Origin of the sequence: Vibrio sp. Isolate25, assembly GCF_022398025.1 — a bacterium.
Lineage (GTDB): Bacteria > Pseudomonadota > Gammaproteobacteria > Enterobacterales > Vibrionaceae > Vibrio > Vibrio coralliilyticus_A.
Map to the genome: position 1 here is coordinate 1,431,909 of NZ_JAKEUT010000001.1, position 26,145 is coordinate 1,458,053.

Annotated in this window: 31 protein-coding genes and 1 riboswitch; of the genes, 10 read left to right on the top strand and 21 right to left on the bottom strand. The window is 43.7% G+C overall.

All coding sequences use genetic code 11. The features are described 5' to 3' along the window. The first annotated feature begins 110 nt into the window (after nt 1-110). Nucleotides 111-314, top strand: coding sequence for a hypothetical protein (locus L1D15_RS06195; RefSeq protein WP_239835774.1), 204 nt, complete (start codon nt 111-113; stop codon nt 312-314). 60 nt (nt 315-374) lie between these two features. Here the strand turns inward: L1D15_RS06195 and L1D15_RS06200 are convergent, their stop codons facing one another. Then, nucleotides 375-1,268, bottom strand: coding sequence for a LysR family transcriptional regulator (locus tag L1D15_RS06200; protein WP_239869469.1), 894 nt, complete (start codon nt 1,266-1,268; stop codon nt 375-377). A 192-nt stretch (nt 1,269-1,460) separates the two neighbouring features. Between L1D15_RS06200 and L1D15_RS06205 the strand changes: the two genes are divergently transcribed. Next, the gene (locus tag L1D15_RS06205) at nt 1,461-1,817 is read left to right on the top strand and encodes a DUF413 domain-containing protein (RefSeq protein WP_239875022.1); all 357 of its coding nucleotides are present in this window, start codon (nt 1,461-1,463) and stop codon (nt 1,815-1,817) included. 46 nt (nt 1,818-1,863) lie between these two features. Here the strand turns inward: L1D15_RS06205 and L1D15_RS06210 are convergent, their stop codons facing one another. The 7 genes from L1D15_RS06210 to L1D15_RS06240 all read right to left on the bottom strand — a co-directional run bounded on the left by L1D15_RS06210 (nt 1,864) and on the right by L1D15_RS06240 (nt 7,014). Next, nucleotides 1,864-2,115: a DUF3081 domain-containing protein gene (locus L1D15_RS06210; RefSeq protein WP_019277322.1), complete on the bottom strand. Its 252-nt coding sequence runs from the start codon at nt 2,113-2,115 to the stop codon at nt 1,864-1,866. Nucleotides 2,116-2,358: 243 nt separating this feature from the next. Continuing rightward, nucleotides 2,359-3,747, bottom strand: coding sequence for a DASS family sodium-coupled anion symporter (locus L1D15_RS06215; protein ID WP_239875023.1), 1,389 nt, complete (start codon nt 3,745-3,747; stop codon nt 2,359-2,361). Between the two features lie 161 nt (nt 3,748-3,908). Beyond that, the gene (locus L1D15_RS06220) at nt 3,909-4,757 is read right to left on the bottom strand and encodes an alpha/beta hydrolase (protein WP_239869451.1); all 849 of its coding nucleotides are present in this window, start codon (nt 4,755-4,757) and stop codon (nt 3,909-3,911) included. 118 nt (nt 4,758-4,875) lie between these two features. Next, nucleotides 4,876-5,463 (bottom strand): TetR/AcrR family transcriptional regulator, encoded by a 588-nt coding sequence (locus L1D15_RS06225; RefSeq protein WP_239869644.1) that lies wholly within the window; start codon nt 5,461-5,463, stop codon nt 4,876-4,878. A gap of 231 nt (nt 5,464-5,694) precedes the next feature. Further along, nucleotides 5,695-6,219, bottom strand: coding sequence for a DNA mismatch repair protein (locus L1D15_RS06230; RefSeq protein ID WP_239869642.1), 525 nt, complete (start codon nt 6,217-6,219; stop codon nt 5,695-5,697). Then, a complete protein-coding gene (locus tag L1D15_RS06235; RefSeq protein ID WP_239875024.1) occupies nt 6,219-6,605 on the bottom strand; it encodes an MAPEG family protein in 387 nt (128 codons plus the stop codon). The genes L1D15_RS06230 and L1D15_RS06235 overlap by 1 nt, the downstream gene beginning before the upstream one ends. A gap of 97 nt (nt 6,606-6,702) precedes the next feature. After that, entirely contained in the window at nt 6,703-7,014 is a 312-nt protein-coding gene (locus L1D15_RS06240; RefSeq protein ID WP_239875025.1) for a metalloregulator ArsR/SmtB family transcription factor, read from the bottom strand. A gap of 242 nt (nt 7,015-7,256) precedes the next feature. Between L1D15_RS06240 and L1D15_RS06245 the strand changes: the two genes are divergently transcribed. Then, complete coding sequence (locus tag L1D15_RS06245) at nt 7,257-7,397, top strand: entericidin EcnAB (RefSeq protein ID WP_239875026.1); 141 nt, start codon at nt 7,257-7,259, stop codon at nt 7,395-7,397. A 76-nt stretch (nt 7,398-7,473) separates the two neighbouring features. Here L1D15_RS06245 and L1D15_RS06250 read toward each other — a convergent pair whose 3' ends face one another. After that, a complete protein-coding gene (locus tag L1D15_RS06250; RefSeq protein ID WP_239875027.1) occupies nt 7,474-8,379 on the bottom strand; it encodes an EamA family transporter in 906 nt (301 codons plus the stop codon). A 549-nt stretch (nt 8,380-8,928) separates the two neighbouring features. Between L1D15_RS06250 and L1D15_RS06255 the strand changes: the two genes are divergently transcribed. Further along, nucleotides 8,929-10,194, top strand: coding sequence for a RidA family protein (locus tag L1D15_RS06255; protein WP_239875028.1), 1,266 nt, complete (start codon nt 8,929-8,931; stop codon nt 10,192-10,194). Between the two features lie 60 nt (nt 10,195-10,254). Here L1D15_RS06255 and L1D15_RS06260 read toward each other — a convergent pair whose 3' ends face one another. Next, nucleotides 10,255-11,199: an NADP-dependent oxidoreductase gene (locus L1D15_RS06260; RefSeq protein ID WP_239875029.1), complete on the bottom strand. Its 945-nt coding sequence runs from the start codon at nt 11,197-11,199 to the stop codon at nt 10,255-10,257. 107 nt (nt 11,200-11,306) lie between these two features. On the opposite strand from L1D15_RS06260, the gene L1D15_RS06265 reads away from it, so the two are divergent. Further along, the gene (locus tag L1D15_RS06265) at nt 11,307-12,239 is read left to right on the top strand and encodes a LysR family transcriptional regulator (RefSeq protein ID WP_239875030.1); all 933 of its coding nucleotides are present in this window, start codon (nt 11,307-11,309) and stop codon (nt 12,237-12,239) included. 68 nt (nt 12,240-12,307) lie between these two features. On the opposite strand, the gene L1D15_RS06270 is transcribed toward L1D15_RS06265, so the two are convergent. Beyond that, nucleotides 12,308-12,679, bottom strand: coding sequence for a nuclear transport factor 2 family protein (locus L1D15_RS06270; RefSeq protein ID WP_006960034.1), 372 nt, complete (start codon nt 12,677-12,679; stop codon nt 12,308-12,310). A gap of 100 nt (nt 12,680-12,779) precedes the next feature. On the opposite strand from L1D15_RS06270, the gene L1D15_RS06275 reads away from it, so the two are divergent. From L1D15_RS06275 to L1D15_RS06285, 3 genes are all read left to right on the top strand, one after another. Beyond that, nucleotides 12,780-13,646 (top strand): LysR family transcriptional regulator, encoded by an 867-nt coding sequence (locus tag L1D15_RS06275; protein ID WP_239875031.1) that lies wholly within the window; start codon nt 12,780-12,782, stop codon nt 13,644-13,646. A gap of 103 nt (nt 13,647-13,749) precedes the next feature. Continuing rightward, on the top strand, nt 13,750-14,040 hold the full coding sequence (locus L1D15_RS06280; protein WP_239835753.1) for a hypothetical protein: 291 nt from the start codon (nt 13,750-13,752) through the stop codon (nt 14,038-14,040). 24 nt (nt 14,041-14,064) lie between these two features. Continuing rightward, nucleotides 14,065-14,202, top strand: coding sequence for a hypothetical protein (locus L1D15_RS06285; RefSeq protein ID WP_239875032.1), 138 nt, complete (start codon nt 14,065-14,067; stop codon nt 14,200-14,202). An 81-nt stretch (nt 14,203-14,283) separates the two neighbouring features. Here the strand turns inward: L1D15_RS06285 and L1D15_RS06290 are convergent, their stop codons facing one another. The 3 genes from L1D15_RS06290 to L1D15_RS06300 all read right to left on the bottom strand — a co-directional run bounded on the left by L1D15_RS06290 (nt 14,284) and on the right by L1D15_RS06300 (nt 17,845). Further along, a complete protein-coding gene (locus L1D15_RS06290) occupies nt 14,284-15,528 on the bottom strand; it encodes a hypothetical protein (protein WP_239875033.1) in 1,245 nt (414 codons plus the stop codon). Between the two features lie 236 nt (nt 15,529-15,764). Continuing rightward, a complete protein-coding gene (locus L1D15_RS06295) occupies nt 15,765-16,508 on the bottom strand; it encodes a phosphatase PAP2 family protein (RefSeq protein ID WP_239875034.1) in 744 nt (247 codons plus the stop codon). 488 nt (nt 16,509-16,996) lie between these two features. Beyond that, the gene (locus L1D15_RS06300; protein WP_239835749.1) at nt 16,997-17,845 is read right to left on the bottom strand and encodes an NAD(P)H-binding protein; all 849 of its coding nucleotides are present in this window, start codon (nt 17,843-17,845) and stop codon (nt 16,997-16,999) included. Nucleotides 17,846-17,943: 98 nt separating this feature from the next. Between L1D15_RS06300 and L1D15_RS06305 the strand changes: the two genes are divergently transcribed. Further along, nucleotides 17,944-18,855: a LysR family transcriptional regulator gene (locus L1D15_RS06305; RefSeq protein ID WP_239875035.1), complete on the top strand. Its 912-nt coding sequence runs from the start codon at nt 17,944-17,946 to the stop codon at nt 18,853-18,855. Between the two features lie 69 nt (nt 18,856-18,924). Here the strand turns inward: L1D15_RS06305 and L1D15_RS06310 are convergent, their stop codons facing one another. Next, nucleotides 18,925-19,737: a helix-turn-helix transcriptional regulator gene (locus L1D15_RS06310; protein ID WP_239869314.1), complete on the bottom strand. Its 813-nt coding sequence runs from the start codon at nt 19,735-19,737 to the stop codon at nt 18,925-18,927. Nucleotides 19,738-19,842: 105 nt separating this feature from the next. On the opposite strand from L1D15_RS06310, the gene L1D15_RS06315 reads away from it, so the two are divergent. Then, nucleotides 19,843-20,649, top strand: coding sequence for a sulfite exporter TauE/SafE family protein (locus L1D15_RS06315; RefSeq protein ID WP_239869640.1), 807 nt, complete (start codon nt 19,843-19,845; stop codon nt 20,647-20,649). A 366-nt stretch (nt 20,650-21,015) separates the two neighbouring features. On the opposite strand, the gene L1D15_RS06320 is transcribed toward L1D15_RS06315, so the two are convergent. From L1D15_RS06320 to L1D15_RS06345, 6 genes are all read right to left on the bottom strand, one after another. Continuing rightward, nucleotides 21,016-21,630: a YopT-type cysteine protease domain-containing protein gene (locus L1D15_RS06320; RefSeq protein WP_239869312.1), complete on the bottom strand. Its 615-nt coding sequence runs from the start codon at nt 21,628-21,630 to the stop codon at nt 21,016-21,018. A 151-nt stretch (nt 21,631-21,781) separates the two neighbouring features. Next, nucleotides 21,782-22,444, bottom strand: coding sequence for a thiaminase II (tenA, locus tag L1D15_RS06325; protein ID WP_239835745.1), 663 nt, complete (start codon nt 22,442-22,444; stop codon nt 21,782-21,784). Nucleotides 22,445-22,480: 36 nt separating this feature from the next. Next, on the bottom strand, nt 22,481-23,311 hold the full coding sequence (thiD, locus tag L1D15_RS06330; protein WP_239875036.1) for a bifunctional hydroxymethylpyrimidine kinase/phosphomethylpyrimidine kinase: 831 nt from the start codon (nt 23,309-23,311) through the stop codon (nt 22,481-22,483). A 109-nt stretch (nt 23,312-23,420) separates the two neighbouring features. After that, nucleotides 23,421-23,518: riboswitch (TPP riboswitch) on the bottom strand. A 65-nt stretch (nt 23,519-23,583) separates the two neighbouring features. Then, nucleotides 23,584-24,387: a 2,5-didehydrogluconate reductase DkgB gene (gene dkgB, locus L1D15_RS06335; protein ID WP_239875037.1), complete on the bottom strand. Its 804-nt coding sequence runs from the start codon at nt 24,385-24,387 to the stop codon at nt 23,584-23,586. A 108-nt stretch (nt 24,388-24,495) separates the two neighbouring features. Further along, nucleotides 24,496-25,482, bottom strand: coding sequence for a zinc-binding dehydrogenase (locus L1D15_RS06340; RefSeq protein ID WP_239875038.1), 987 nt, complete (start codon nt 25,480-25,482; stop codon nt 24,496-24,498). A gap of 58 nt (nt 25,483-25,540) precedes the next feature. Further along, on the bottom strand, nt 25,541-26,044 hold the full coding sequence (locus tag L1D15_RS06345; protein ID WP_239835743.1) for a lactoylglutathione lyase family protein: 504 nt from the start codon (nt 26,042-26,044) through the stop codon (nt 25,541-25,543). Nucleotides 26,045-26,145: the final 101 nt, after the last annotated feature.

Consider the following 26,145-nt stretch of genomic DNA (forward strand, 5'->3'; position numbering starts at 1 on the left):
TGGCTCACAATTTAATACTAGCCATTTTCGGAAGTTAATCGAATTTACTATCAGTTTAAAATCTTCTAGAGTTAGATTTGCAGATCAAATAAATAATAAGGAAGTTGGCTATGAACCTGCACACATGCACAATAGTGCTAAAAGATAATCTCACCCTTACGTATGATAGCGTCGAGCAAAGCCTCAACGTGATCGAACAACACGGTGCATCCAGCATCAACAATATTTTGATTGATGCAACCGATGGCCAAACCATACGTTCTTATCACAACCTATCAGTTGAAGAGTCGATTGAAAGCTTGATGGATTTGTAAATCCTCACTTTGCAACGAGTCTATAAAGGTAAAGGCCTCGGTATACCGAGGCCTTGTTTATTATTCATCAAGTGGCAAGTCAGCCATTTGCTGTAAAGAGTAGGCTGTTATAGGGTCGATATCTTTGACTAACTCCTCAACCTGTCTGATCGCTTCTACGGATGAACTCGCCTTGCGATAACTTAAGTAGATAGGTCGGTGCCAATCCTCAACACCCGCTACTTTATATAGCTGACCACTTGTAATAAACGGCTCAACTAACGATACAGGTAAGTAAGCACTTCCTCCCTTTTCAAGGATGAAATCCATTGCAATACGTGCTGTTGATGTTCTTAGATAAGGCGCAGGAATTTTAGGATGTCGCTCAGCGTGCTCTGACGCAAACTTGGTTCCCCAATCAACATAAGCATATTTATCCTCAAATACACTTTGTAATGTATGTTCCTCCGTTGACACCAATACCAAAACGATATCAGCCACCTTTTTACAATGCAGCTCATCTGCTTTTATCTGGTCAAATGCAAATGCCATATCAAGGGTTCTTTCTTGCAAGCTGCGATTGAGAGCTTCGCGTCCCATCACTTCAGCGATAAAGCCGTAACCACCGAAAGAGTCTGTCACAATGCTCAAGCAGTTCTGCAAATAGGCATCCCAAATATTTGGCGTCCCGCCCATCGTCAGTTGTAATGCTTTTCCATTTTCCAGTGATAGTTCTAACTTTGCTTGCTGCAGTGTCGTTACCATGACGTCTGCATAACTCACCAGACGCTCACCCGATGACGTTAATTTAATGTTGTTTCGATCGCGAATAAACAGCTGGGTATCAAAATAGTTTTCTAACTGTTTAATGCGTGCACTCACTGCCGCCTGTGTGATGTACAGGTTCTCGGCCGCACGTCCGAAGTGACGTACATTGGCCAGTTCTAAAAATGTTTTAAAGACTTTGACGTCCATCGAAATACCTCAGTTAAGGGCGATAAAGGCTAACCATAATGGATTTCACTTATTTTCCCATTAAACAAACTGTTACCTAACGTTCATAAAAGTGTTTAATTGAAACGATAAAAAGGTTTTGTTTTTCTTTTGTTAAATTTACGCCTACTTTTCGTTTTAGTTCAACCCAGTAGGTTTATAGAGGCTACCAAAATGTCTGACACTCTATTTCGTCACGGCAAAAAACGTTTTTATGACAACACAAAATTTCCACGCGGCTTTGCCAAGTCTGGAGATTTTACGCTTGCAGAAGAGGAAATCCTAATGCTTTATGGGGATACCATGCAGGGTTTGGAAATGGGGATACTTGAACCTGAAAATGCGGAAGAAAAGCATTTTCTTAAGGTGATAGAAAACCCAGGTAAAGCGAAGTCAAAACTGGAGCGAGTCTGGCTGAAGTACGTGCAGTTAGCACGTGGTCGAAAGCGCTTCCACACCCTCAATGGTCGTAATAAGCCTGATGCCAGTGAGGATTATTCTGAAGAGGTCAGCTTGGCCGAAGAAGATTAACAATAAACAAAGCCCCATTCCTCGGGGCTTTCATTTAACTAAGACATTATTTCGCGAGTGTGGCGACTTTCTTGAGGAAAGTGTCTCGCAAGTGCTCCTGATCGTATTCCAAATGATAAGTATTGTGGAAGCCAATCTTAAGCTCAACGCCATTACCACGCAGATACACACTGTACCCATCGTAGTCCGAGAAGGCTTCTACTCCTTCGTACATCTTGCCGTATTCAGTCGGCGTCCCATTTGCCATCACCGTCTCGTACGCGTGAAGTATTTTGGTCGGGTCGAGTTCGTTTTTCATCACTTGCTCTCCGTGGTTATACCTCTTAAGTATGGGTAACACATCTACTTTTCGCCATTGTAGACCTTGAGCAAGGTCAAAAGTTCAGCAATTTATCTTTCAGCGTATAGCCCAAAAATATTTACTGGTTAGGTCAATAATTTGTACTATCCAAGTCAATAAAACCGATCCCCCCAAGGGAAGATTAGGCTAAAGAAAAGCTTTATCAGGTGCAGTAAAGGGAGCCTTTAGCTCCCTTATGCGTTACGCCCAGAATGCCATAGCGATAAAGGTAAGTGCCACAATACATGCGATATTGAGGATCAGGCCGACGCGCATCATTTCACTTTGCTGAACATGCCCGGAGCCAAACACAATGGCATTAGGCGGGGTGGCAACAGGCAACATAAAGGCACAAGAAGCCGCCACGGCGATCAATACAGACAGCACCACTGGCGATAATCCAAATGCTTCCGCTACGCTGGCAAATACAGGGATAAGCAGCGCTGCACTGGCGGTGTTACTGGCAAACTCGGTCAGGAAGACTACAAATACAGCGATCACCGCAACGATGAAGAAGATGCCTAGGTGTGAAATCAACTCACTCAAGCCGTTGGCTAAGAAAACGCTGGTACCGGTTGCTTTAAGCACGTTGCTCAGGCAGATACCACCACCAAACAACAACAGCACTCCCCAGTCTGCCGTCTTCTCGATATCTTTCCAATGCACCACGCGAGCAAAGTTAACCGCAACAATCGCACCCAAAGCGACAACCGTATCGAACTTAGCATACCCGCCAATCAACGCATTGATTGGCTTACTGAAAATCCACAGGCAAACCGTTACAGCAAAAATACCCAAGGTGACAATTTTGCCTTTGTCCCAGTTTACTGGTTCATTGTTAAGTTCAAACTGACCTTTCAGGTCTGGCTTAAGCACCATAAACAACACAGCCACAGCGATAGGCAGCAAGATGATGGCAGTCGGCAGGCCAAAACTCATCCAGTCTGTAAAGCTCAGCCCCACTTCTGCTGCTGCAATGGCGTTTGGTGGGCTGCCAACGATGGTCGCGATACCGCCGATACTGGCGCTGTAAGCGATCCCGAGCAGGACAAACACATAAGTTTTGTGGCCACTTTCGGAATTCACTTTGCTCAAGACACCCAGCACTAACGGCAACATCATCGCGGTGGTCGCGGTATTACTAATCCACATTGACAGCGCAGCAGTCACACCAAACAGCATAAATACGGCAACGCTCATCTTGCCTTTAGCGATGATCAGCACTTTATCAGCAATGACTTTATCTAACCCCTGACGGTGCATCGCTGCAGCCAATGCAAAACCACCAAGAAACAGAAAGATGATGGAATTGGCAAAATTATTTAAGGCGGTTTGAGTATCAAACACACCAAACAAAACGGCCATAACAGGCACCAAAATAGCGGTAACAGTTACGTGCAGCGCTTCAGTGAGCCAGAGAATGGCGATAAACGTTAACATGCTCAGACCAAGAACGACCTGAGGTTCGAAGGGCAGTGTAAAGTAGAGGGTCGCGAATAAGGCGACATTAGCAAGAACAATCAGGCTGTTGCGGTTTAACAGCCACTCCCGAGTGTTTGTGGGCAATGGAACACTATCATTTCTATTCATTATTATATTTCCTCATGAGGGCCAGATGGCAATGCAAATGGTCCCACATAAGCTCATGAGGAAATATTTTTCATTTCGAAATTGTTAACCATATCAAAAACGAGGTTAACCCTGTTAACACAATGAAATAAATGGAGTTTTATTTATAGCCAATTTGTCTATTATGCAATCAATTCATCAAAACTTTGCATAACTTGAGGGCATTTCATTACTCTGCCATGGCCTTGTCCCTGAGTCGCGACCAAGGTGACATTTTCCATGTCCTGTGCCGCCTTCTGCGATACAGAGAACTTAGTAAATTTATCCCCTTCGTCATGCACTATGATGGTTTTCGACTGGCGTAATTTCAGTTTGTTGTAGGGGTCAATCGACTGAATCGGGTAGCGGTATTGCTCCTCCACTTCAGAGACTACCGCACTAAACAAACGCATTGAGTAGCCTGAGCGAGCGACGCTGCCAAACAGGTTATCAAGGTAATCCAACACCGGAGCGATAAGCAGTAATGGCTTGTCGACCAGTTTCTGATGATGGCACTCAATTGCTGAAGCAGTTCCCATACTGTGGCCCACTAAACCTGCCACTTCATCAACGCTATCAAGAATTGCCTCCAAACCGTGTACAAACGCCGGAATATGCCCATATAAGCCGCCGCTTTCACCATGCCCGGGATGATCATACGCCAGTGCGGTATAGCCCTGTGAAGCGATATGCTCCATCAATGGGAAGAACTGGCTCGCTGTACCAGACCAACCATGAGTGAGCACCCAAACCGGGCCTTGACCGAGTTGATAGGTCTTAAGCGGCCCTTCTTTAGATTGAACTTCGCCCATGACTAAGCCTTCCGGTTGAACATTCTTTGGTTTCGTTCTCGCTGGCGTCAGCAGCAATTTGCGAGCCGTCTGCTTTGCATGACTCGGTGCCAACGTATGATGCAAGCGTGTCGTCAGGTTAACCAAACTCTTCTTAACGCTAAACTTGTTCGAGGTATTAAAATAAATCTTCTCACTCATGGTCGCTATCCTTTTTCGGGTTCGTCTCACTAAAAAAACGAACGACCGTGCTATTTTTAGTTAAATTATTGGCTGAACCTAGTTCTCATTCAGACTAATGGCTCAGCCAGCTAAATGCTTATTTCCAGCTTGTCATCATGCGTTCAACGCCTTGCCAGAAATGTTGGTAACTCTCTTGCTCCCCGTGAATCGAATAGAACAAGTGGGCACTTAAATACAAACCATACAACTCAAACGTGGCCTGCTTCGGGTCAAGATCTTGGCGAAACTCACCATTTTCTACCCCTTTTGCGACCTGAATTCTCAAGTACTCGACCCAAGTCGCGATGGTTTTTTTCAATGCTTGTTGCGTTGGGTTCGCTTCTGGATTGGTCTCTTTCCATGCATCCAAAAACATGCAGCTGCCCTGAAATGAATGATTCCAACCAAGCCAATTATCCAGCAGAGTACGAATCTTTTGCTCCTGACGAAGAGCGCTTTGCTCTCTCGCTGGTGCAATCACCCGTTGGGTAAAAATCAGATTCGCATGCTCCAAAACCGCGATCTGTAAGTTATCTTTGGAGTTAAAATGAGCAAACAAACCACTTTTCGACATACCGCATTGCTTGGCCAACTCACCGATCGTCAGGCTTTCCAACCCGTTCTCGCTCGCCAATTCAAATGCCTTACTCAGGATATTGTCTCGGGTTACTTTACCTTTGCTCATCATGCTCTCACTTATTCACTCTTGTTATTTTTAGCACGTTCGTACTTTTTTGCAATCTATAAATATCTACACAAACAAAAATTCACCGTAAGAATGTAATATATGTAGAGCCGAGACCTTACTAGCTCAATATCCCGTGAAAGCCCAAGTTGTTTGACCTAGGAGCCGTCTATGAATTTTGATGATAAATATCACTGGATTGATGGCCATAATGGAGGCGCTTTTGTTTAATCAGGGTTTTCTGGCCAAGTCTCGCGCCAGAATCAAAGTCAGGCCAAAGACTTGTAAAAACAAACCGATGTTTTTGTACCAAGCAATTTTTTCATTTAATTCTGCCATGACTTCAGAAAGACCAAGGTTTTTCAAATAGTACTCATCTATTTGATTACGATAGCTCTTTTGAGCCTGATTAATTTGCATCATTAATGGACTCAGATTTTCGCGGCTGATCGGCGGAACGCTTCCACCTAACCAAGCACTGAGTTGGCCTCGCAGCGCAGTTTGTAAGGCGTCATCTATCTTTTTTTCGCCAACCTGACTGAGGTGCAGCAAAATCGCTTCGCGTTTACGCTCCAAAGTTTCGACACTGTTCCACGCGAGTTGAATCGAATAGAGGTTGTCGTCTTTCTGCTCTGAAAGCGCCGCGATCTGTGCACTCAACCTATCCAACACCACACTCGACATAACTATTGCGAGTATGTTGAGAATAAGACCTACCAGAACTAACAACCATGCTGGTGGAACTTTGAAAGGCACTACCATAATTTTCCAAATGGCAGATAAACGAGGTTAAGGATGATAAGCACGGCCATCACCAAAAAGGTCAGCTTCATACCGGTAATTCGACCTTTGAGCTTCTCAGCTAATACCGCCTTAGCGTGCATAACCCTGCCAATCACAAATACAATCCCAGCCAAGTGGATCATCCAAGGGCTAGCACCGTTAAACTCAACCATCGCCATTAAAAACAAAGTGATTGGGATATAGTCCATCGCATTGCCTTGAGCACTGCGAGCCACCTGCAGGGCACTCACTCCGCCATCTGCATAAGCAACCTTAGAACTGCGACGCTGCTTGATTACCTGTATCGATAGCCATATCATCAATGCAGCTAATATCGATGCGTAAAGCGCTGTAATCATAAGTATTTCTCCCTGTAACTCTGATTATTGTAGAGAATAATTTCAGAAGTTATGGAGAAAATCTATTAAAAAGCACTGATAAATAGGCTAGATGAGCTCAAGTTTTAAAACCTGGCTCGCAACGTTCATCAGCACAGCACTCATCTTGTAAGAAGCTAATCACACCTTCAAGGCACTGATACTCTGCTACACAATAAAGCGTTCTACCTTCACGACGCTGGCGAATTAAATTCGCCGACGCCAAGCTAGAGATATGATGAGATAACGTTGAACCTGGAATAGCCAACTCCTCTTGGATAGCGCCAACAGCAATTCCCTGATACCCTGCTTTGACCACTCTTTTATAGATAGACAGGCGCGTTGGGTGGCCCAATTCTTTCAACGCCTTTGCAACAACTCCCAGCTCCATTACTCCCCCTACACAAAAGCACAAAAGTTATATTTCTAAAATAATCGAAATATGCGCATTTTTCAACGCTCGCCATCTCCTTAGAAAGGCCAATCTACTTTTGTGTGGTTACACTTTCATCGACCTGCACAAAGTTCGTTCATTCACTTCGTTTTCGGGAAGGAAATCTGATATTGAGTTCCCCCTTACTCTGCTCATTTTTGATATAGTCATACAATAATGTGTTCATTAAGGGATAAAAAATGAAAGTTTCATTGATTGCGACAGTGATGGTACTACTGATTGGTGGTTGTTCTAACACATGGCAAGGTGTAAAAGAGGATTCATCGCAAGTATGGGATGACACTAAGCAAGCCATTCACGAAGCCACCGCTGAAGAGTAAATCGACATCCTTTCTCAAAGCCAGCGCTCAGAGGCACTGTCTGATACAAGAATAGAAATGTTATGCCCTAGGGGAGTTAAAGCCGCTGTGTCACTCCCTTTAATTTTATGCGCTGGGATATGAAGGTATAAAGCCGAGAGCCTAACACTGAAGCTGATAAACCAAATAAAATCAGTGCCCCTCCTAGCATTTCTAAGTTACTCAATTGTTCATTCAAAAGTAGGCTTGAGCCGACAATACCCACTACAGGTATCAATAACGCAAAAGGTGTAACAACTGCGGTTGGGTAGTTTTTCAGTAGCCAGCCCCACAAAGCAAAAGCAGCCAAAGTTGAGATATAGCTAACGTATAGCAAAGACAACCAAGATTTTTCTGTCGTTGCTAATAACAGCGATACAGGTTGGTTTGTTTCGAAATGCCAAGAAACGAAGAACAGCGGAATTGGAGGAATCAAACTCACCCAAACCATGAAATGCAGTAAGTTCACATCGCCCATTCGTTTCATGATCAGATTGGAGACTGACCAAAATCCAGCGGCACATAGAATAAGCGTTATCCCTAATGCCGTTGCATTGCCTCCCGCGGTGTAGAAAAAGAAACTAAATCCAATACAAGCGAGTACCATACCGAATAATTGAAACCGATTTAGTGACTCTTTCCACAGCAATACACTGAGCAAAATGGTGAACACAACCTGAGCTTGCAGTAATAGCGAGGAAAGCCCCGCAGAAACATCAGACTCCATTGCCACAAATAGAAAGCTAAACTTAAGGACACCTAAAAATACGCCGACACCAAGCACATTCCAAATTGAGGTTTTAGGGAATGGGATAAACAATACCGCAGGTATAGCAACCACAAGAAACCGCAGTCCAGAAAATAAAATCGGTGGGATTTCTTCGAGGCCGAACTTAATAACAGAAAAGTTTACCCCCCAAATCAACACAACTAAAACCACACCAATCAGACTTTTGAAATCCATTCCCACCTCTGTCGTTTCTTATTATTCTGCCAACCGTTAATATACGCCCAGTTTATCTTTTTATCTCAGATTTTCTATCGAACCCCATCAAATACAGAGCCTCCACCTCCATTGTCGTAACCTCCAAGCGATTCCATGACAGCTTTATTCAGCACTCTTGAATAGTATTTATGCATCTATTTGGGAATAAACAATACCCTCAAAATAGCTAAAGGGGCTCGAAAGCAAGATTCTTGTGAGCTCACTACCAGAACAGAGAGAAATGTCGACTCCTAAATAATTTTAAAACGGATTAGCTATTCACTGGGGTTGAAACATTTCAGTTAAAACCAGAGTCACTCCCAGCAGGAATAATTATTTCTGGATAATTAATCGATTAGCGAATAAATATCCTATTTTTTAATTTCCTGGTCGGCAAAGTGGATTTTGATTTTTATCACAATTACCCACTGACTATTCACCTACTATCTCGTCACTTTCATCCAACAACATTAACCCTGCCAAAGATACAAAGATATCTATGGACAACCTAAAAGGATAGAAATTGACATGACTGGCGGTATTATTAAAGTTTCCAAAAACACCGAGCGTGCACCCATCAATGCACATTCTTCACAAACCGTGGCCTTTTCTCACTACAACAACTTATCGGCCCAATTACCCATCATTCCAGAAACTGGGGACGTTGTTACAGGTAGCATCAAAGAGCAGGCGAAGCAGTGTCTTGAAAACATTAAAGCCATCGTTGAAAGTATCGATCACAGTATGGAAGATGTGGTCAAAATCAACATATTCCTCAAAAGCATGGACGACCTAGACGTTGTCAATGAAGTTTACGCCAGTTACTTTAAGCAATCACTGCCAGCTCGTACGGCACTGGCTGTTTCAGACTTGCCCTTGAGTGATGCCCTTATTCAGATGGACGCCCTCATTTCAAACGGAGAAGGTACCGCTCCGCAAGCCCCATGCGACCTTGTTAAGTTATCAAGAAACACCGAAGTCGCTCCACTGAGTCCTTATTCGACTCATACCGTGGCCTTTTCTCATTACAATAACCTGTCAGCCCAATTACCTGTCGATCCAACAACAGGCAGCTTAGTGTCTGGAGGAATAAAGCCGCAGGCACAGCAATGTTTGAAGAACCTAAAAGCCGTAATGGAAAACATCGATGTGCCGTTTGATGATATCGTCAATGTTCGAGTCTATCTGACCAACTTGGCCGATCTCGACGCCATCGATGACGTTTACACAACCTTCTTCCCTGACTCAGCGATTGCCCGTAGTGTGGCTTATATGCCAGCCAGAACCATTGTTTCTGCAACTTCTTTACCAATGGGGGCTCTGGTTCAGATGGATGTGGTGGTTTCCCATGGAGACGGCACCCCACCGCAAGAAGTTGAAGACAGACATGGTATTGTCATTCGAGCACACAATACTGACGGCGCTCCTTTCAATGCACTACATACTCACACAGTGGCGTTTTCTCACTACAACCACATTGCGGCTCAGTTGCCTGTCAATCCTACAACAAACCAGTTGGTTGCGGGTGGTATTGAGGAACAAACACAGCAATGCTTGACCAACATTAAAGCCATTATTGAAAGTATTGATCATGTGATGGATGACATTGTAAAAGTAAATATTCAGTTACGTCACATCAAAGATCTGCACCTTATAGACGACATTTACTCGTCGTTTTTTGAAAGAGAGCTACCAGCAAGAACCGTCATTGGCGTTTCAGACATCGCGATGAATGCCGATGTGCAGATCGACGTCGTCGTTTCTAACGGAGAAGGGACGCCCCCTCGAAGTTAAACAATAAGATAAACGATGATTGGAAAGCCGACTGAGACCGTCGGCTTTCTTACGTTCGAGTCAATATTTCAGCTTAGAGTCCACCGTCAGAACAATCTTTCCTACAGCTTTGTATTGCTCAGAGCGTTTATGAGCGAGCTGAATGTCCTCAAGTGGATAAACCGTATCTATCGGGATAGTTAATTGATGCTCATTGAACAGAGCAAGTACCTTATTAAGATCATCAGCGTTGTTTTCAACCCACATTCTTGTGAACGTTGCACCATTGGTGCCAACATCACTTTCAGAGAGTTCATCAAACGTTGAAACAATTCGGCCACCCGCCTTCACACAGGGCACCGTTCGATGAAGCAAATCCATACCCCCCTTAGCAACAAAGGCGATATCGTACCTCATCGAAGAGTGCCAATCCTTTTGTGCTTCGCTATACACTTCATCTGCCCCTAGGGACTTTACATATTCCAATTTAATGTCGGAGGCTGTCGCCACAACATGGGCGCCTGCTGCTTTTGCGATTTGTACAGCGAATGATCCGACACCACCTGAAGCATTATGAATGAGAACCATTTGTCCTTGCTTAATGCCAGCATGGGTATGCAAACCTTGCCATGCCGTCACAGAAGCCAATGGTAAAGCCGCGGCTTGGATGAAGCTCATCCGCTCAGGCTTTAGTACGACCAAATCCGCGTTCACAGCGACGTATTCCGCATTAGTACCCTGCTCAGCAATAGGCGTAAATGACAGCACTTTATCGCCCAGCTCCAAGCCATCAACCTCTGCCCCAACCTGCGCAACAACCCCAGAACAATCCCAACCTAGAATCAGTGGAAGGGTGTGAGCACCAGAGTCTGCCATCATGCCGTTACGTATATGAAAATCCACAGGGTTGACTCCAGAAGCCGCGACTTTTATCAATACCTGATTCGCTGAAATTTCTGGTTGATCCAACTGACCAATGTTGAGTTTTACCGCGTCTCCATATTGTTTGATGAATGCTGCTTTCATAACTTTTTTCCTTATCTGTGATGAGTACAGCTTCAGTATTCAACGAATAAGCTATTTCTTCTAATTGATAGTTGATATAAAAGTTATTCCAATTAGGAATGAATTGTATGGCCAAAATTGATTTAAATCTGATTGTCATTTTTGATGCAATCATGCGCGAGCAGTCTATCACTATTGCAGCAGAGCAATTAGCGATGACCCAGCCTTCAGTGTCTAAAGCGGTATCACGAATGCGTTATGCATGGAAAGATCCTCTGTTTGTCAAACATGGACGAGGAGTCACCCCTACCCCTTATGCAAGGCAGCTATGGCGAGATGTCGCCGACCCGCTCAGTAAGATAAGTCATACCATCTCTCCCCCTAAGTTCGATCCGATGACTTCTTCAACTCAGCTTAGGGTCGCGTTAACCGATGGTATCAGCTGTCTTTTCTGGCCACGGTTACGTACGATTATTGAAGACAGAGCGCAAGCGATTGATCTGTATGCAGTTCCATTTAAGGGGGATGGACAAAAGCTATTACTGGAAGCTGAGGTGGATCTGGTGCTGGATTACTACCCAACAGCGCATGAGCAAATTTCAGTTCGCCACTTATATGACAATCACTTCACCTGCGTAATGCGCCCCGATCACCTACTGGCTGATGAAACACTCTCTCTGGATACGTTTTGCGGCGCTGATCATTTATTGGTCTCACTCTCCGGTGACCCAAGCGGCGCGGTAGACAGCTGCTTGGCACTCAAAGGACTACAGCGACGCGTCGCCATGACCGTCAATAGCTTTTCATCAGCTATGGACTTACTGGAAGAGTCCAACCTCATAAGCGTTATGCCTTTCACTGTGGCCAGCAAAGCAATACAGACAGGACGACTGATTCAAAAGCCGATTCCTATCTCCGTTCCTTCCCCCACCATTTCCATTGCTTGGCACCGAAGACATCAGCATAACCAAGCGTTGAAATGGCTAGTCAAAGAGATCGAAACGATTGTTGCAGCAGAACCTAACGTGTTTTCAAATCAAGGAGAGCTACATAAAGCCTGAGCGCCTACTTTCACTTCAGACATTAATTAAGAAGAAAAGGGGAAACGCCATGCGTATCCCCTTTTTTATTATCGTTCGCCCAGCACTTCGAATTCATCGTAAGTTAAGCGAGCTTTACCATCTTCCTGCAATGTCCACACTTCTTTATGTACCACACCGAATGCTTTGTTCATCGTCCACTTTGACGACAAGATATAGTTATTGTCATCGACTTTTTCCCATGTCGTATCTGTGTAAGATACATCGCTAAAGCCTTGGTCAATGATGTTTTGCCAAAACGCCTGAATTTGCTCGCGACCTTCAAACGTACCAAATGGCTTCGCGATCATGGTTGTGCCTTCGGCGTATTGCTCTGCACACCCTTTTGCATCCTGACGATTAAATGCTGCTTTCCACGCTTCGATACCTGCCTGGCACGCTTCTAATACTGATTGACTCATTGTGTTTCTCCTTCTTGTCTGATGGGGAGAAGTTTAGGTCTAGGATTAACCAAGAAAAACAGATAAATTAGAAATCACTGTTTGGATAAAGAGAACAATAATGAATAAACACAAACAAATGATGATCTTCAAAGCGATAGTCGAGGCAGGCTCGATTTCGAAGGCTGCTGACAAATTGGAGTTGTCAAAATCAGTCCTGAGTACTCACCTTAAACAACTAGAGAGTGAGCTCGCGACCGATTTGTTAAAGCGCACCACTCGTAAACAGTCACTCACTCCTGCGGGCGAAAGGTTCTATCAACATTGCATCACAATGAGCGACGTTATGTCGACAGCCTGGGATGACATTCGCCAATTAAAAAAAGAGCCCAGCGGCAAGCTATCTATCACCGCGCCCATTGCGTTAATGGAGAGTATTGTTGTTCCTGCCCTGAGTGATGCTTTTGCTCCTTTTCCCAATGTATCACTGAACTTAGTCGCTGAAGATAAGCAGTTAGACTTAATGCAACACGACATTGATTTAGCCATTCGAGTTGGCGAGTCGCCGGACAGTAATGTAAAACAAAAGCGTATTGGTCAATTTCGCGATGTGTTATGCCAGTCAGTTGAAAGTCGCCAATCGCCTGAAACCGCTAAGTACATCGCCAACAACTGGCAGCCAAAAACCATCACACACCTTTTTCACGATACCAACAGCGACAATGCAACTGAGCTTAGCTACCTCACCCATCATAAAGTCAACACGGTCAGCCAAGTCGCTAGCCTTATTCGGCAAGATATGGGGATTGGTTTGCTTCCAGACTTTATGCTCAGCCAATATCCAGACTTGCGACCCTGTTTTAAACAAAAACAGCTGATGCACAATAATGTCTACGCTCTTCACCCTTATTCTAAATCCCCACCCACATCGGTCATTCGAACCATAGAAGCGATCGAAAAAAGACTGAAATCCGTGACGGATTTTTGAACAAGCGTTTAACCAAGATCAAGCTTCATGATTATTTCACCTATTGTTCAAACTCTGTGTCCTACAATTGTAAAACGCGTTGGCTAACCACAAGGAGCACAGCATGATTTCAACATTCAGGGATTACGAATTGCCAGATCAAAACCACTTCCATGCTCATATTGAAGTCAATCCAGTAGGGTTGTTAGATGTTGATATTATAGAAAAAAATGAGCATCACCAAACGGAACTCTGTGATATTAGTTTTGAGAAACTTAACGGTAAGACACGTATTAAAGGAAAGGAAGCACAGAACCAATGGCAATTGGATCTGGATGATAAAGATGCCACTGAATTACATCACCTGATCTCAGAAGCCAATGAGGAATATGAGATTTTAATGCGCGATTTATAAAACTCATTAGTCAGGAAAAGTGCTATGTTCTGGCGCACTTTTCCTGATGTATTTGCTCATCCAATCATCTCGAGTAATGCCTCAATCGAGATATTTTTAGCGGATTTGGCCGACCACAACGCCGATTTTCTTACTGCTAAGAGTCGCTCACCAAGTGTCTAAATCATTCAATGGCGATGCTCGCTACTTTTCCCATCCAAATCGCGCAAAACGGATCAATGACCCGTTTTTTATCGGTTATAACTAAGGTGTAGTAGGTACTGGCGTCGCAGACTGCACTACAAACTCGTGTCCATCAAGCAAGCCTTTACCTTTCTTCAATTCATTCAACCGCGCATTGACCACACCATCTTTACTGGTGAAATCAATCTTATAACTATCAACGTATTCCTGAACATATTTACTCGATAGGGACTTCAGCTTGTCTATATAGACCACAGCCTTATCAAAATCCCCTTGCGATATCACTTCCAGTTTAGGCGTCAGAAGTTGGACAAACTTATAGGGGTGGCCGACAAAGCCACTACCCATCACCAGAGCCGCGATAATTGGCGTCGTGATCACCGCACTTTGGAACCATTCAGAGAACATCTTATGGTCATTCACTAAGCTGCCTTTAGCGGTACGATTGTTCCACTCTTTCTTAGCACGTTTAACAACTTTCGCGAGAAGGCTACGTTGAACAAAGAAGTCCACCAGTTTGATAATACGCTCAAGAATACTGGTGATTAAGCTGATCAATGAACCAACCCCTGCTGCCGCATCACCAGCGGCTTGCAAGCCAATGCCTGCCACACCCATAGTAAAATCTTTAATGCCACCCAGTGCGCCTTTCGCAGAATGGCGAGCCAGAGCGTTCGAGATAATGCTTGGATGTCCACCCAGTAAGTCGACACCTCGACCACGATAGATTTGTGAAATCAGATCTTTGGATTTTAATACCGACTTTTTCGCTGCAGAATAGAGCCCAGAAGCACTTTGCACATAGCCCCACCCAGGAATAATATTTGAGAAGGTCCCAGCAAATTCACTAGTCAGCCAAGTGCCAACTTCAGCTAGCCACTCGACACCGTGCAACAAGTCGCCATAAATGTTCTTCACTTTATCAAGCAAAGAACGAAAAAAATCAGAAAACAGCTGCATCAGTTTCGTTTTTATCGCAGATGTAACTTCACCAACTTTCTCCGCCGCCTTAGAAGCTTTCTTAGCTATTTTGCTGTTTTTCAGCTTGGTCATCGCATCGGTTTTATTAAGCAGACCCATTGCTGCACCTTTAAAATCAGCAAAGGGCTCAGTTCCAACCACAAAGGCCTCAAAAAAGTGCGCGTTCGAAATCTTCGCCACTTTAGTAATTTCAGTGTTAGCTAACATGTACATCGCCCCCATACGAGCATCTGCCATCTGTGCAACCTGAACACCTAATGCCGTATTAGTGGTTTTACCGAACATTTTGTCTTTAATCAGACGTTTTAATAGTTTTATCTGCATGCAAACCTCTGCCCAAACAGTAACGACACGTTAAATTCAATATCGAAAGTGATAATTACATAAACAAGACAAATAATAGCGAGTTTTATCAGTTATGTGGTCTGTTTTGCTACTTTAATTACAAAAAAGCATACGAAAATTAGGGATGCGTACAATATATCATCGCACAAGTAAAAGAAGCCCCGCAGGTCAGAGCATGACGTGCAGGACTAAGGCAATATCAATGAGTGATTGAATCAGGTCGTTAAATGGGACCAGCGAGAGAACAGCTTTTCAGTGATCCGATCGAATTTTGGAGCCAACATATACAACATCAGGACAAATAACACCGACCCCATCAGATCAACAGGTCGATGCATACCTAACCACAATCGGCTGTACGCCATACCAACTGCCCATACGCCTAATGCCGTAGCCAGCACGTAGCGTCGATTGTGGATAAATAACTGCCCAAAGAAAGCAAGGCAAATGGCAGCAAAGATGGTGTGACCCGATGGGAATGAATAGTCTTTCTCCCCCTGCCAATGACGTGTACGCCACGAACTCACACTGTGAGAAATGTCGTTTATCACATCTTGCTGTTGCACTGTGCTTAAATTATAGAAGTGGGATGGTTGTGGAATCAGCAGTTGATGAGTCAGAAGTTCAGTATAAGGTCGTGGACTTTCTGTCATTTGTTTAAGGCCGGTTTTGCACACAAACCCGATTAAGAGAATTAATCCAAGCTGAGCCATTTTACTCAACCACTCGATACGGTTCGGGAGCAACCGCCAAGAAATAGCGACCAAAACAAACAGAGTGATAATGGCGCCTTTCGAACCTGCAGAGTCAGTCAAGAGGGTAAAAGTTAGCCCCAGTGGGTCCGATACGGTACTCAGTAAATCAATATGGCTGGTCAATAAACTCATAGGTGCAATGAGCAAAAGAAAGGCGACTAAAAGGCCCGTACCATACTGTTTTTCGATAAGAAAATTCTTCACCGTGATATCCTGCACCGAATCTGTCAGATGCAGAATATTAGTCGACTCAAGGTGGAAAATTTATCAACTCCATGTCAATTTGATGAAAGATCGAACCGGCTTGCTCAAAGAGTCACAGTAAATCATTTTTATAGAAAATAACCAAAAAAACACACATTCACAAAAGCAATTTCACCCGTAAATTCAACTCAAAAAACAGATATGGCAGTGATTAAATCACCTTATCTTGGCGAGAGTGCTTCCACTAGTTGCTGCATGATTTTGACTACAGGCCTTTCTGTAACTCGCAGTGAATTGGGGTCAACAGAGCTGAGTACAATCTGACAGTTCAACTATATCGTGTAACTTTCCAGTTATAGCATCACTTACTTAAATTTCATATATTTCAATATTTTAAATATAAAAAACACTTCTCTGCTATTGTTCACCGCTTCGATAACAAGCGATAACAGCTCCCAATACACAGGAACTGTCATACTCAATTATCATTAGTTTACTTTTAACCAATCGGATAGTTTGGTTGAGGCCTTAAATGGGTGCTCTAAAGTGATGGGGTCTGGTTCTTCTCCAACATTCTCAGTGTACGACAGCAAATCGACAGCATCCAATAAAGTGTCATCACCCAATTCTTTGGCATACGCCCAAGCTTGGCTCTCTGTCATGTGATGCCGAGATAGGTTTTTTGTTTTTGCATAGAGATCAGCTGCTTCTGATATTGTGAAATATTCCGGCCCAAGTAAGGTTAATCGCTTATTGTATAGCCTAGGTAGTTTATAACTCTGCACAACAGCTTGGGCGTAGTCCTCAGCGCTAATCCATCGGATGGGCTTCGTTGACTCGCACATGGTAGTCACTGTCTCTTGATCAACTAATAAGTTTAGGGTCTCAAAAAACCAACTTGGCAGATATGCCATATATGGGATGCCGCTGTTTTTTAATAAGCTTTCTGCTTCTAGCTTTGCTTGTGTATCAACTCTGAAGCTGTTCTGTTCATACGCTGTCGCAGTTGAAATCATAGTTATCAATTGTATTGACGATTGATCAACGGCTCGGAGGATCTGCTTTGTTCCCTCAACATGATTCTGGAGATAAGACTCTGGGCTGCAACCACTAAGATTGATATGAACAGCTTCTACATACTTCAACGCAGCAGCTAGACTCTCGTCATCGAATAAGTCTGCTTCGACAAACTCAAACTGCGAGCCTTGAAATAACCCACGAGCTTTAGACTGGTTTCTTGAAATGACGCGAACAGTATAACCATCATTAGCAAATGCTTTCACTACAGGTGAACCAAGCATTCCGGTAGCGCCGATCACAGCAATGGTCTTGAACATAACATACTCCTTATAAATGAAGCATTCATCATAAGCGCCATTGATTAAGATTATTAGTAGGATAAAATGATTACCTGCTTACCAAAAATGGGATAACAATGGATCTTGAAGCTAGCTTATGGTTTTTAACTGTGGCTAAAACTGGCTCTTTTTCGAAAGCTGCTATCGAACTAAAGGTACCCACCAGCACCGTAAGTCGACGTATTGCTAATCTAGAAAGCCAGTTAGGGACTACGTTATTGGTTAGAAATACTCGAAATATGCAATTAACCCAATCAGGAATAGAATATTTAGCTCTAACCAAACAGCTCGAAATAAGTTATCAATCATTAAAAGATTGGCAAGACACTCAATCACAGGTATCTGGTACGTTACGTATCACCGCCCCATTACAATTTGTTGATTGGCCTCTCAGCGACTGGGCCATCGAGTTTAAATCGATCTATCCAACACTCAACATCGAACTGGTTGGCAGTAATGAAAACCTTGATTTCTTCGAAGATAGAATTGATATTGCATTTCGTCAGGGGCCCTTATTAGATTCCGATCTGAAACAAAGACGTTTGTTTGAATTGCAATACGGTATATATGCATCACCTAACTGGTTAAAAAAACAAGATGGTATCCAAGATTTGGAGTGGCTGCAGGGACATGAAGTAGTAAATATTGGAGTTAAAGGAAAAGGTTTGCCATGGCTCGTTCAGCAAGATAACAAACCGCTCACAATTTTTCCGAACTCTGGCTTGTTACTAGAATCTCCGCAGCAGGTAGTGCGAGCCGCAAAAGCAGGTTTAGGTATGATATATGTTCCGTATTTTGATGCCCATTCAGCAGTAAGAAAAGGTGAAATTGTGCCCGTGTGTAAAGCACTGTGGCCTAATTGGATCAGCTTCTACCTTGTATTCCATGAGTCGAGAACGAAATCAAAAAAGCTGTCGATGTTTATCGAGTTTATCTTCACCAAACAGAAAGAACTGCTAAAACTCCCAGGTATTCGTGAGCCGATGTAACAAAGTCAGTTTGATTAGATTGTTCTAAACTCAGTCTGGACAAAACTAACCCAAATAAAATATTCGTAACTAAATACTGCGATTCGAAAAGTAACGCGTAGGTGACTCACCATAAACCCTGCGAAACATAGCGATAAAGTTACTGGGCGTTGAATAACCTAAAGCATAGGCAACTTCTCCTACCGATACTCCTCGTGCCATCATTTCTAGCGAATGAATTAGTAATATCTGCTGCCGCCATTCACTAAAGCTAATGTTTAACTCACTTCGAATCAAGCGTCTTAGTGTTCGAGATGAAACCGCTCCTATGCTTGCCCAATACTCAATAGAGTGTTTGCTGTTTGGATCAATTAGAATCGCTTGAGTGATCTTTTGTAGCCTTGGATCTTTGGGCAATGGAAAATAAAGTGATTCGTGGGGGCTATTGCCAACTTCGTCAGAAATCACCGAAAGAATGCGCGTACACTTGGATGATAGATCCTCTGTTTTGCTCCATGTCGATACTCTAATCGACAAGACTTTTAAGACATCACTCATTTCGATCACGCAAGGCCTAATTGGAAACTGGCCACAGACTTCTGGCGTAAACAGTAATGAGCGACCTTTCAGAGAACCACAAAAATACACGCTATGCATAGCGTTTGGAGGTATCCAACCCGCGCGATGAGGCGGTAAGATCCAAGTTCCTTCATCGGTTTTAACCTGTATTAGCCCTTCATCTATACACAACAACTGACCACGATAATGCTTGTGCCAATTATGCGGCCGTTGCTCCAACTGATTGAAATCACTCCGTTCATGCTGCCATTCCTTAGCAATTAACGCAGCTCCATTTTGCCATTCACTGTAATCACAGTTTGGCATTTCTTTAGAGATGTTCAACTTTGTCCATTATTCATTATTTTATGTCCTTATAACGTTATCATGACATGATAGAGTTCGAGTAATCTTTTCGCATCGACCAGTTTTATCGAAGGCGGATCTATGATGAACGAATCTATCTTTATCTTTTATTACATCACAGCTGGATTAGGGGTTGGCTTTCTTGCCGGACTCGTTGGAGTTGGTGGAGGTGGTATGGCAGTACCTATTTTTGCGTTACTGTTTTCCATACAAGGTATAGCAGATTCTGAACTAATCCACCTAGCACTTGGGACATCGATGGCTTCGATGATCATTACAACATTGGGTAGTATGCGTGCTCACCACAAAAAAAAGAACGTTGACTTGAGCATGGTAATCAAAATGTTGGGCGGAGTTCTGATCGGCACATTTTGCGCGACCTTAATGGCATCGAATCTACAAAGCGTACACTTAGCAGGTTTTTTCAGCGTATTTATGTTGTATGTTGCTTATAAAATGTTTCGAAGCAAAGATCATAAAAACAATAAAAGTCCACATGGAAGCATCGGTAATATCACTGTCGGCTCAGTGATTGGTTTCATTTCTGCACTGGTCTCTATAAGCGGTGCCGGTCTAATAATCCCTTATCTTATCCAGCAAAACTTTGAGGTAAGACGTGCTATTGGTACATCTGCGGCAATAGGCTTCCCAATCGCACTGTCTGGCAGTTTCGGGTACATGCTAAATGGCTGGGAAAATACAGATTTGAGCAACTTAATTTTAGGATATATATACCTTCCTGCAATGGTTTGCTTCTCCATCAGTAGTTACTTAACTACTAGCCTTGGCGTGCGATGTGCTGACTATTTTCCAAGTAATATACTCAAAAAGATCGTTGGTATTTTATGTGTTGTTCTGAGTTTCAAAATGTTGGTACAGACACTGAATTAGGGACATCCGAATATAGCCAATTATAGGTTTACAGATTGATGCGGGAATAAATCTTACCTTTTACTCATCCATTTTTTGCATACCTCAATTAACTGATTATCCGCATTGTACATAGATGCATACTGCATTTCTCAGCTGAAAGTTAAGACTGATCAGTTGAATTCGTATATCAAGGTTTAGCGTTAGCAATTTGAGTCCAAACCAATACAATAAAAAGAGCCAGTTTTTCATAAAACTGGCTCCTCGCTTGCTTAACTTCTCTCGGCGACTCTAAGTAGATTCTTAGAGATTGGATGCATGCAGTAGTGAAAAATGGTAACCAGCTACACCTCACCGTGCCTTTATTAGGAAATGAACGAATACAAGTTACGCTGCTGCCACAGTCTTTACCATATGATACTGGAAAGGAGCATAGAAGTTCGCCAGTTTGGTCAACCAGCTCTCAAAATCTTTGCTAGGTACTTCAAACTCGCCAAAGTTCGGCTCAAAAATGTACACCGTATCATTGTCTGTTTTTAGGCTCCCTTGCTTTGGTGACAAGGAACGATAAAAGGCAATAGTGTGCGCACCATCAGCTCCAACAACGGTTCCAGGAAACCAGAAGGAGTAGATAAAACCTGCGTGTTGAGGTTTGGTCACGGCTTTCACAATATTTTTGATGTTAAAGTATGAATAGTCGTATAAAAGCGCCGTTTCTTTCAAACCGCGTAGTGAAATCATCATCCTATCGGCTACTTGGTAAGAAGATCCACCTTCAGACCAACGACTGGCAAACGTTTTTTGTAACACTGGGTTACCAGCCCCATCACGCACAGATAACCGCTTCATACGCTGATCCGCATTGCCTTTTTTCTCGAACATAAAACTCAGCCACTCGATACTGAAGTTATGACAAGCACCATGAGTTGCTGCTGCAGATGTCCCTTTCTTCGCCTTCATAACATCCACCTGCGAAAAATTAGCAACAATATTGTCCTTCATAGATCCTCTCCAACTTATTGTTAATAGCAATAATGCCTTTAATATTCATTCAGTTAAAAATAGCAACTAAGAGAGTAGTGACCTAATTATTTTTTAGAGTAAAAATTCAGTTTATTAGTTTGTGACCAAATTATCCGAGCCTTTATTTACGCTAGATGGCATCTAGGCCTTGTTGCCAAAACGCCACCTCCATTCTGGTCGCCGTTCTGAACACCTGAATCAGGCTCTGACCTCGTTGGCTATGCGGATTGATATCTTTTAAGAGCTGATTAAAATGCAAAGCGCTCTGCGCGACTCCATTTTGAAACGACTCACCACCATACAACTCAATCCAACTCGCATAAGGATTTCCTTCCAAAACGGTCTCCTTATTGTCTAACAAAGCACTTCCAATCACTGCATAGCCTATTGAACATGGCGCGAGCGCGGCATACAGTGCGACCAAATCCCCCATCATGCCCGTATCAAGCACATAACGCGTATAGGCGATAGTCGCAACATCTTCTGGTTCGTGTTCCAGATCTGATTCTGTCAGCCCCCACTGACCACAGTACGTCACATGATGATCTATTTCAGTTTCTAACAAGACTTGAACACTCGGTAATGCAAAGCGCATATCTTCCAATGTACGAGCTTTATAGATGGCTAAAGCATGAGCACGTACATACTGTTTAAGGAATAAGAAATCCTGCTTCAAGTAATGAAGAAAACAGTGTTGATCAAGAGTGCCGTGCGCCAGTTGCTGAACAAAATCGTGCTGCGTGTATGCCTGCCAGTCCGGCTGACAAGCTTCAATAAGATCCTGATAGTTCATTGTTTCGAATCCCCTTACTAAACATCGACTCTGCCGTTAACGAACATTGACATGCCCACAGAAAAAGTGATGGACTGGTCCATGTCCCTTGCCAACGTTGAGTTCATCAGCATGAGCGATGGCCTGGGAGATGTATTGTTTACCTAGATACACGGCTTTGTGCAGCCTATTGCCCTGCGCAAGATAAGACGCAATCGCCGACGATAGAGTACAGCCTGTTCCATGAGTGTTTCGCGTTGGAAGCCGTTTGGCACTCAGAAGCTCACTCGTTTGCGCTAAGATCAGCAAATCATTGCTGTTGTCATCTTTTTCTAGATGCCCTCCTTTCAGCAATACAGCTTTGGCACCCAAAGCACGTAATCCTTCGATCATATTGCCCATCTGATCTTCATTTTCCGGCACCGCACTATCGATCAAAGCCGCTCCTTCAGGAAGATTAGGGGTGATCAGATCCGCCATCGGGATCAACTGCTCTTTTAATGTGCTAATCGCCGACTGCTCCAGCAGAAGATCACCGCTGGTTGCGACCATCACAGGGTCAACCACCAGATGAGCAGGCTTGTACTGTCTGATTTTGTCCGCAACGACCTTAATGATCCGCGCGTCAGCCAACATCCCGACTTTAACAGCAACCACATTGAGATCCGTAAACACAGCGTCAAGCTGACTTTCAATATGCTCAAGAGGAATTGGGTGAATCGCAGTTACGCCAAGCGTATTTTGTGAGGTGATAGCAGTGATAACTGAGCAGGCGTAACTGCCCGTTGCCGACATCGCTTTAATGTCGGCCTGAATACCAGCGCCGCCGCCGCTGTCTGAGCCTGCAATGGTTAATACAATGGGTGGTGTGTCTTGTGAATGTGGCATGGATGCTCCTATTACAAGACGTACAGGAACTCTCAGCCAAACATGAAGTGATCAATAAAAGAGAAGATCGAATCATAAAAAGCGAGTGCACCAAAGCGAGAATACTCAAACATCGGTGCTAATAGTTCCCTACGTCAGTGCTAACTGAATCAGGTTCTACGGGTCTCGTAATGCGATCTCAGCCCTAAGGCTCCCCGACTATTTCCCGCTGATAATAACAGTAATTAAAAAGCGAATGCACTGTTAAATTCGCAAAAAGTGCTCGCAGTCATTCAATCCCACTCTGGAGCAAAGTCTGGATTGGCAAGACGGTGATTGCGATCTAATGTTGCAATCAATGCCATATCATCGTGGCTTAAGTGCACATTTTTCTCCTCGAGATTGCTCTCAATATTGGCCTGTCGAGTCGACGATGGAATCGTCACGAATTCATTTTGACGCATCCACGCCAACACTATTTGTGCTGCCGTTACGCCATGCTTGTTCGCCAGTTGAAGAATGATTTCATCTTTCAAAACAGCACCATACGCAAACGGCATATACCCCGTAACCAATACATCGTTGCGTTTGCAGAACTCAACCACCTTCTTGTTTTGCAGATATGGATGAACTTCTACCTGATTGGTAAAAATTTCCCCTGCTCCCAAAATAACTATCGCTTGTTCTAGCTGCTGGTTGTTGAAGTTAGAAACGCCGATATGCTTCACCAGGCCCGCCTCTTTCACCGCCTTCAACTCTGTCAGATACTCTAGCATGGATACTTTTTCATCTTTCAGCGGCCAATGAATCAATAGCAAATCAATGTATGAGGTTTGCAACTTATTCAAACTCTCTTCGACACTGGATCGGAACTCTGCTTTCGACAGTTTGTTCATCCACACTTTAGTGGTAAGAAAAATCTCATCTCGGGCAATGCCTGACGCCAACATTGCATCACCCACCGACTGCTCATTACCGTAAATCTGAGCTGTATCGATATGACGATATCCGGCTTTAAGCGCCATCATAACGGAATCAAATGCCGTCTGACCTTCCAGTCTAAATGTACCGGCACCTAGCATAGGAATGTGTTTCATGGTATTTCCTGTTTCTGAATGAGTTGAACGGTGCAATTATTGCGAGTAATTAACTGATGAAAAATGGCAAAAAACTCAAATCACTTTTGTCTTTTTTGCCATCAATGGTTACACCAATTTCGCGACAATTTTGCCCGTGGTGCGTTGATTTCGAATTTCTACCAACTTATCCCCGACCTGATCTAACGGAATCACTTGCAGTGCTGGCGTTTCGAGTATCGCCAGTTCGAACAGTTTAGAAACCGCATTACCGGCCGCAACCATATCATTGCGGCCTTTTTCACCATTTACATGGCCAGAACCTAAGCTAAGTTGATGGAATGAAAGACCTTTCAGAAAAGCATCAGGATAAAGCTCAGGCTGCACGGTTTTTACCAGTTCAACCATTTGTCCTTCAAAACCCAATACTGATGCCGCAAGCAGATCATTGTCACCACCAACACAATCTAGTGCGACGTCCACACCAAGCCCATCGGTAAGATTCATGATTTGCTCAGCGACGTCATCACTTCGGTAATCAATCACATGGGTTGCCCCGAGCTTTTTCACATAGCTGTGTTTTGCTGTTGAGGCCGTAGTAACAATTTTGCTCACTCCAAAATGTTTGGCCAGTTGAATGGCGAAGCTACCTACACCACCAGCGCCACCGGCAATGAAAATGCTACTACGAGACTCAATATTCAGCTTGTCAACCAAAGCGCGATAGGCTGTCCACGCTGCACATGGAGTTGCTGCAGCAAATTCAGCAGGAACATTAGGGTGCGCCGTGAGGGTGCGTGCATCTTGGAGCGCATATTCTGCAAACCCGCCATGCACACGGCGCATATTTCCGTGATACAGAACTCGATCACCAACAGCCCAGCCAGTTACCAGTTCACCTGTCGCAACAATTTCCCCTGATACATCCAACCCTCCAACGAAGTTGTCGTTCATATCAGGGACCATTCCATGCCAAAAATTCACTTTGGCATCGACTGGGTTTAACGCCACCGCATGGACTCTTACCAAAACGTCAAATGGTGACTGAAGATTAGGTTGCGGCAATTCGGAGACTGTGAACGTGTCTTGTTCGCGCTGGTACGTGATCGCTTTCATTGATTTGTCCTTAGTTTCAAAGAATAAAGCCACTCATAAACATGAGTGGCTGAATAGCTTACTTGTAAGCACCTGCTGAGTAATGTAGCTCGTAGCTATGAGAGTAGATTTCAAGGATGTTACCGAATGGGTCTTCCATGTAAATCATGCGGTATGGCTTCTCACCTGGGTAGTAATAGCGTGGCGCTTTCATACGCTTCTTACCACCTGCTGCAACAATCTTCTCTGCCAGCTCTTCCACATTTGGATCCTGCACACAGAAGTGGAAAATACCTGTTTTCCAATATTCGAAATTGTCTTGTGGGTTTTCCTGATTCCTAAACTCAAACAGCTCAACCCCGATACGATCACCCGTTGAAAGGTGAGCAATACGGAAACGCTCCCAACCTGCACCAAATACGTCAGTACACATTTCACCGATAGCAGAATCGTCTTCAACGATTTCGGTAGGTTCCATGATCAGGTACCAACCAAGTACTTCTGTATAAAATTTAACTGCTGCTTCTAAGTCAGGTACTGAAATACCGATATGAGAAAAATTACGTGGATATGGAGTAGACATGTAGACCTCTTCTTTGCTCTTTGTGTCGGGGACTCTCCCGCTTCGTTGAGTACATATTAGGCAAAGAATATATCGATTAAAAATTATCAATTATTCTTATT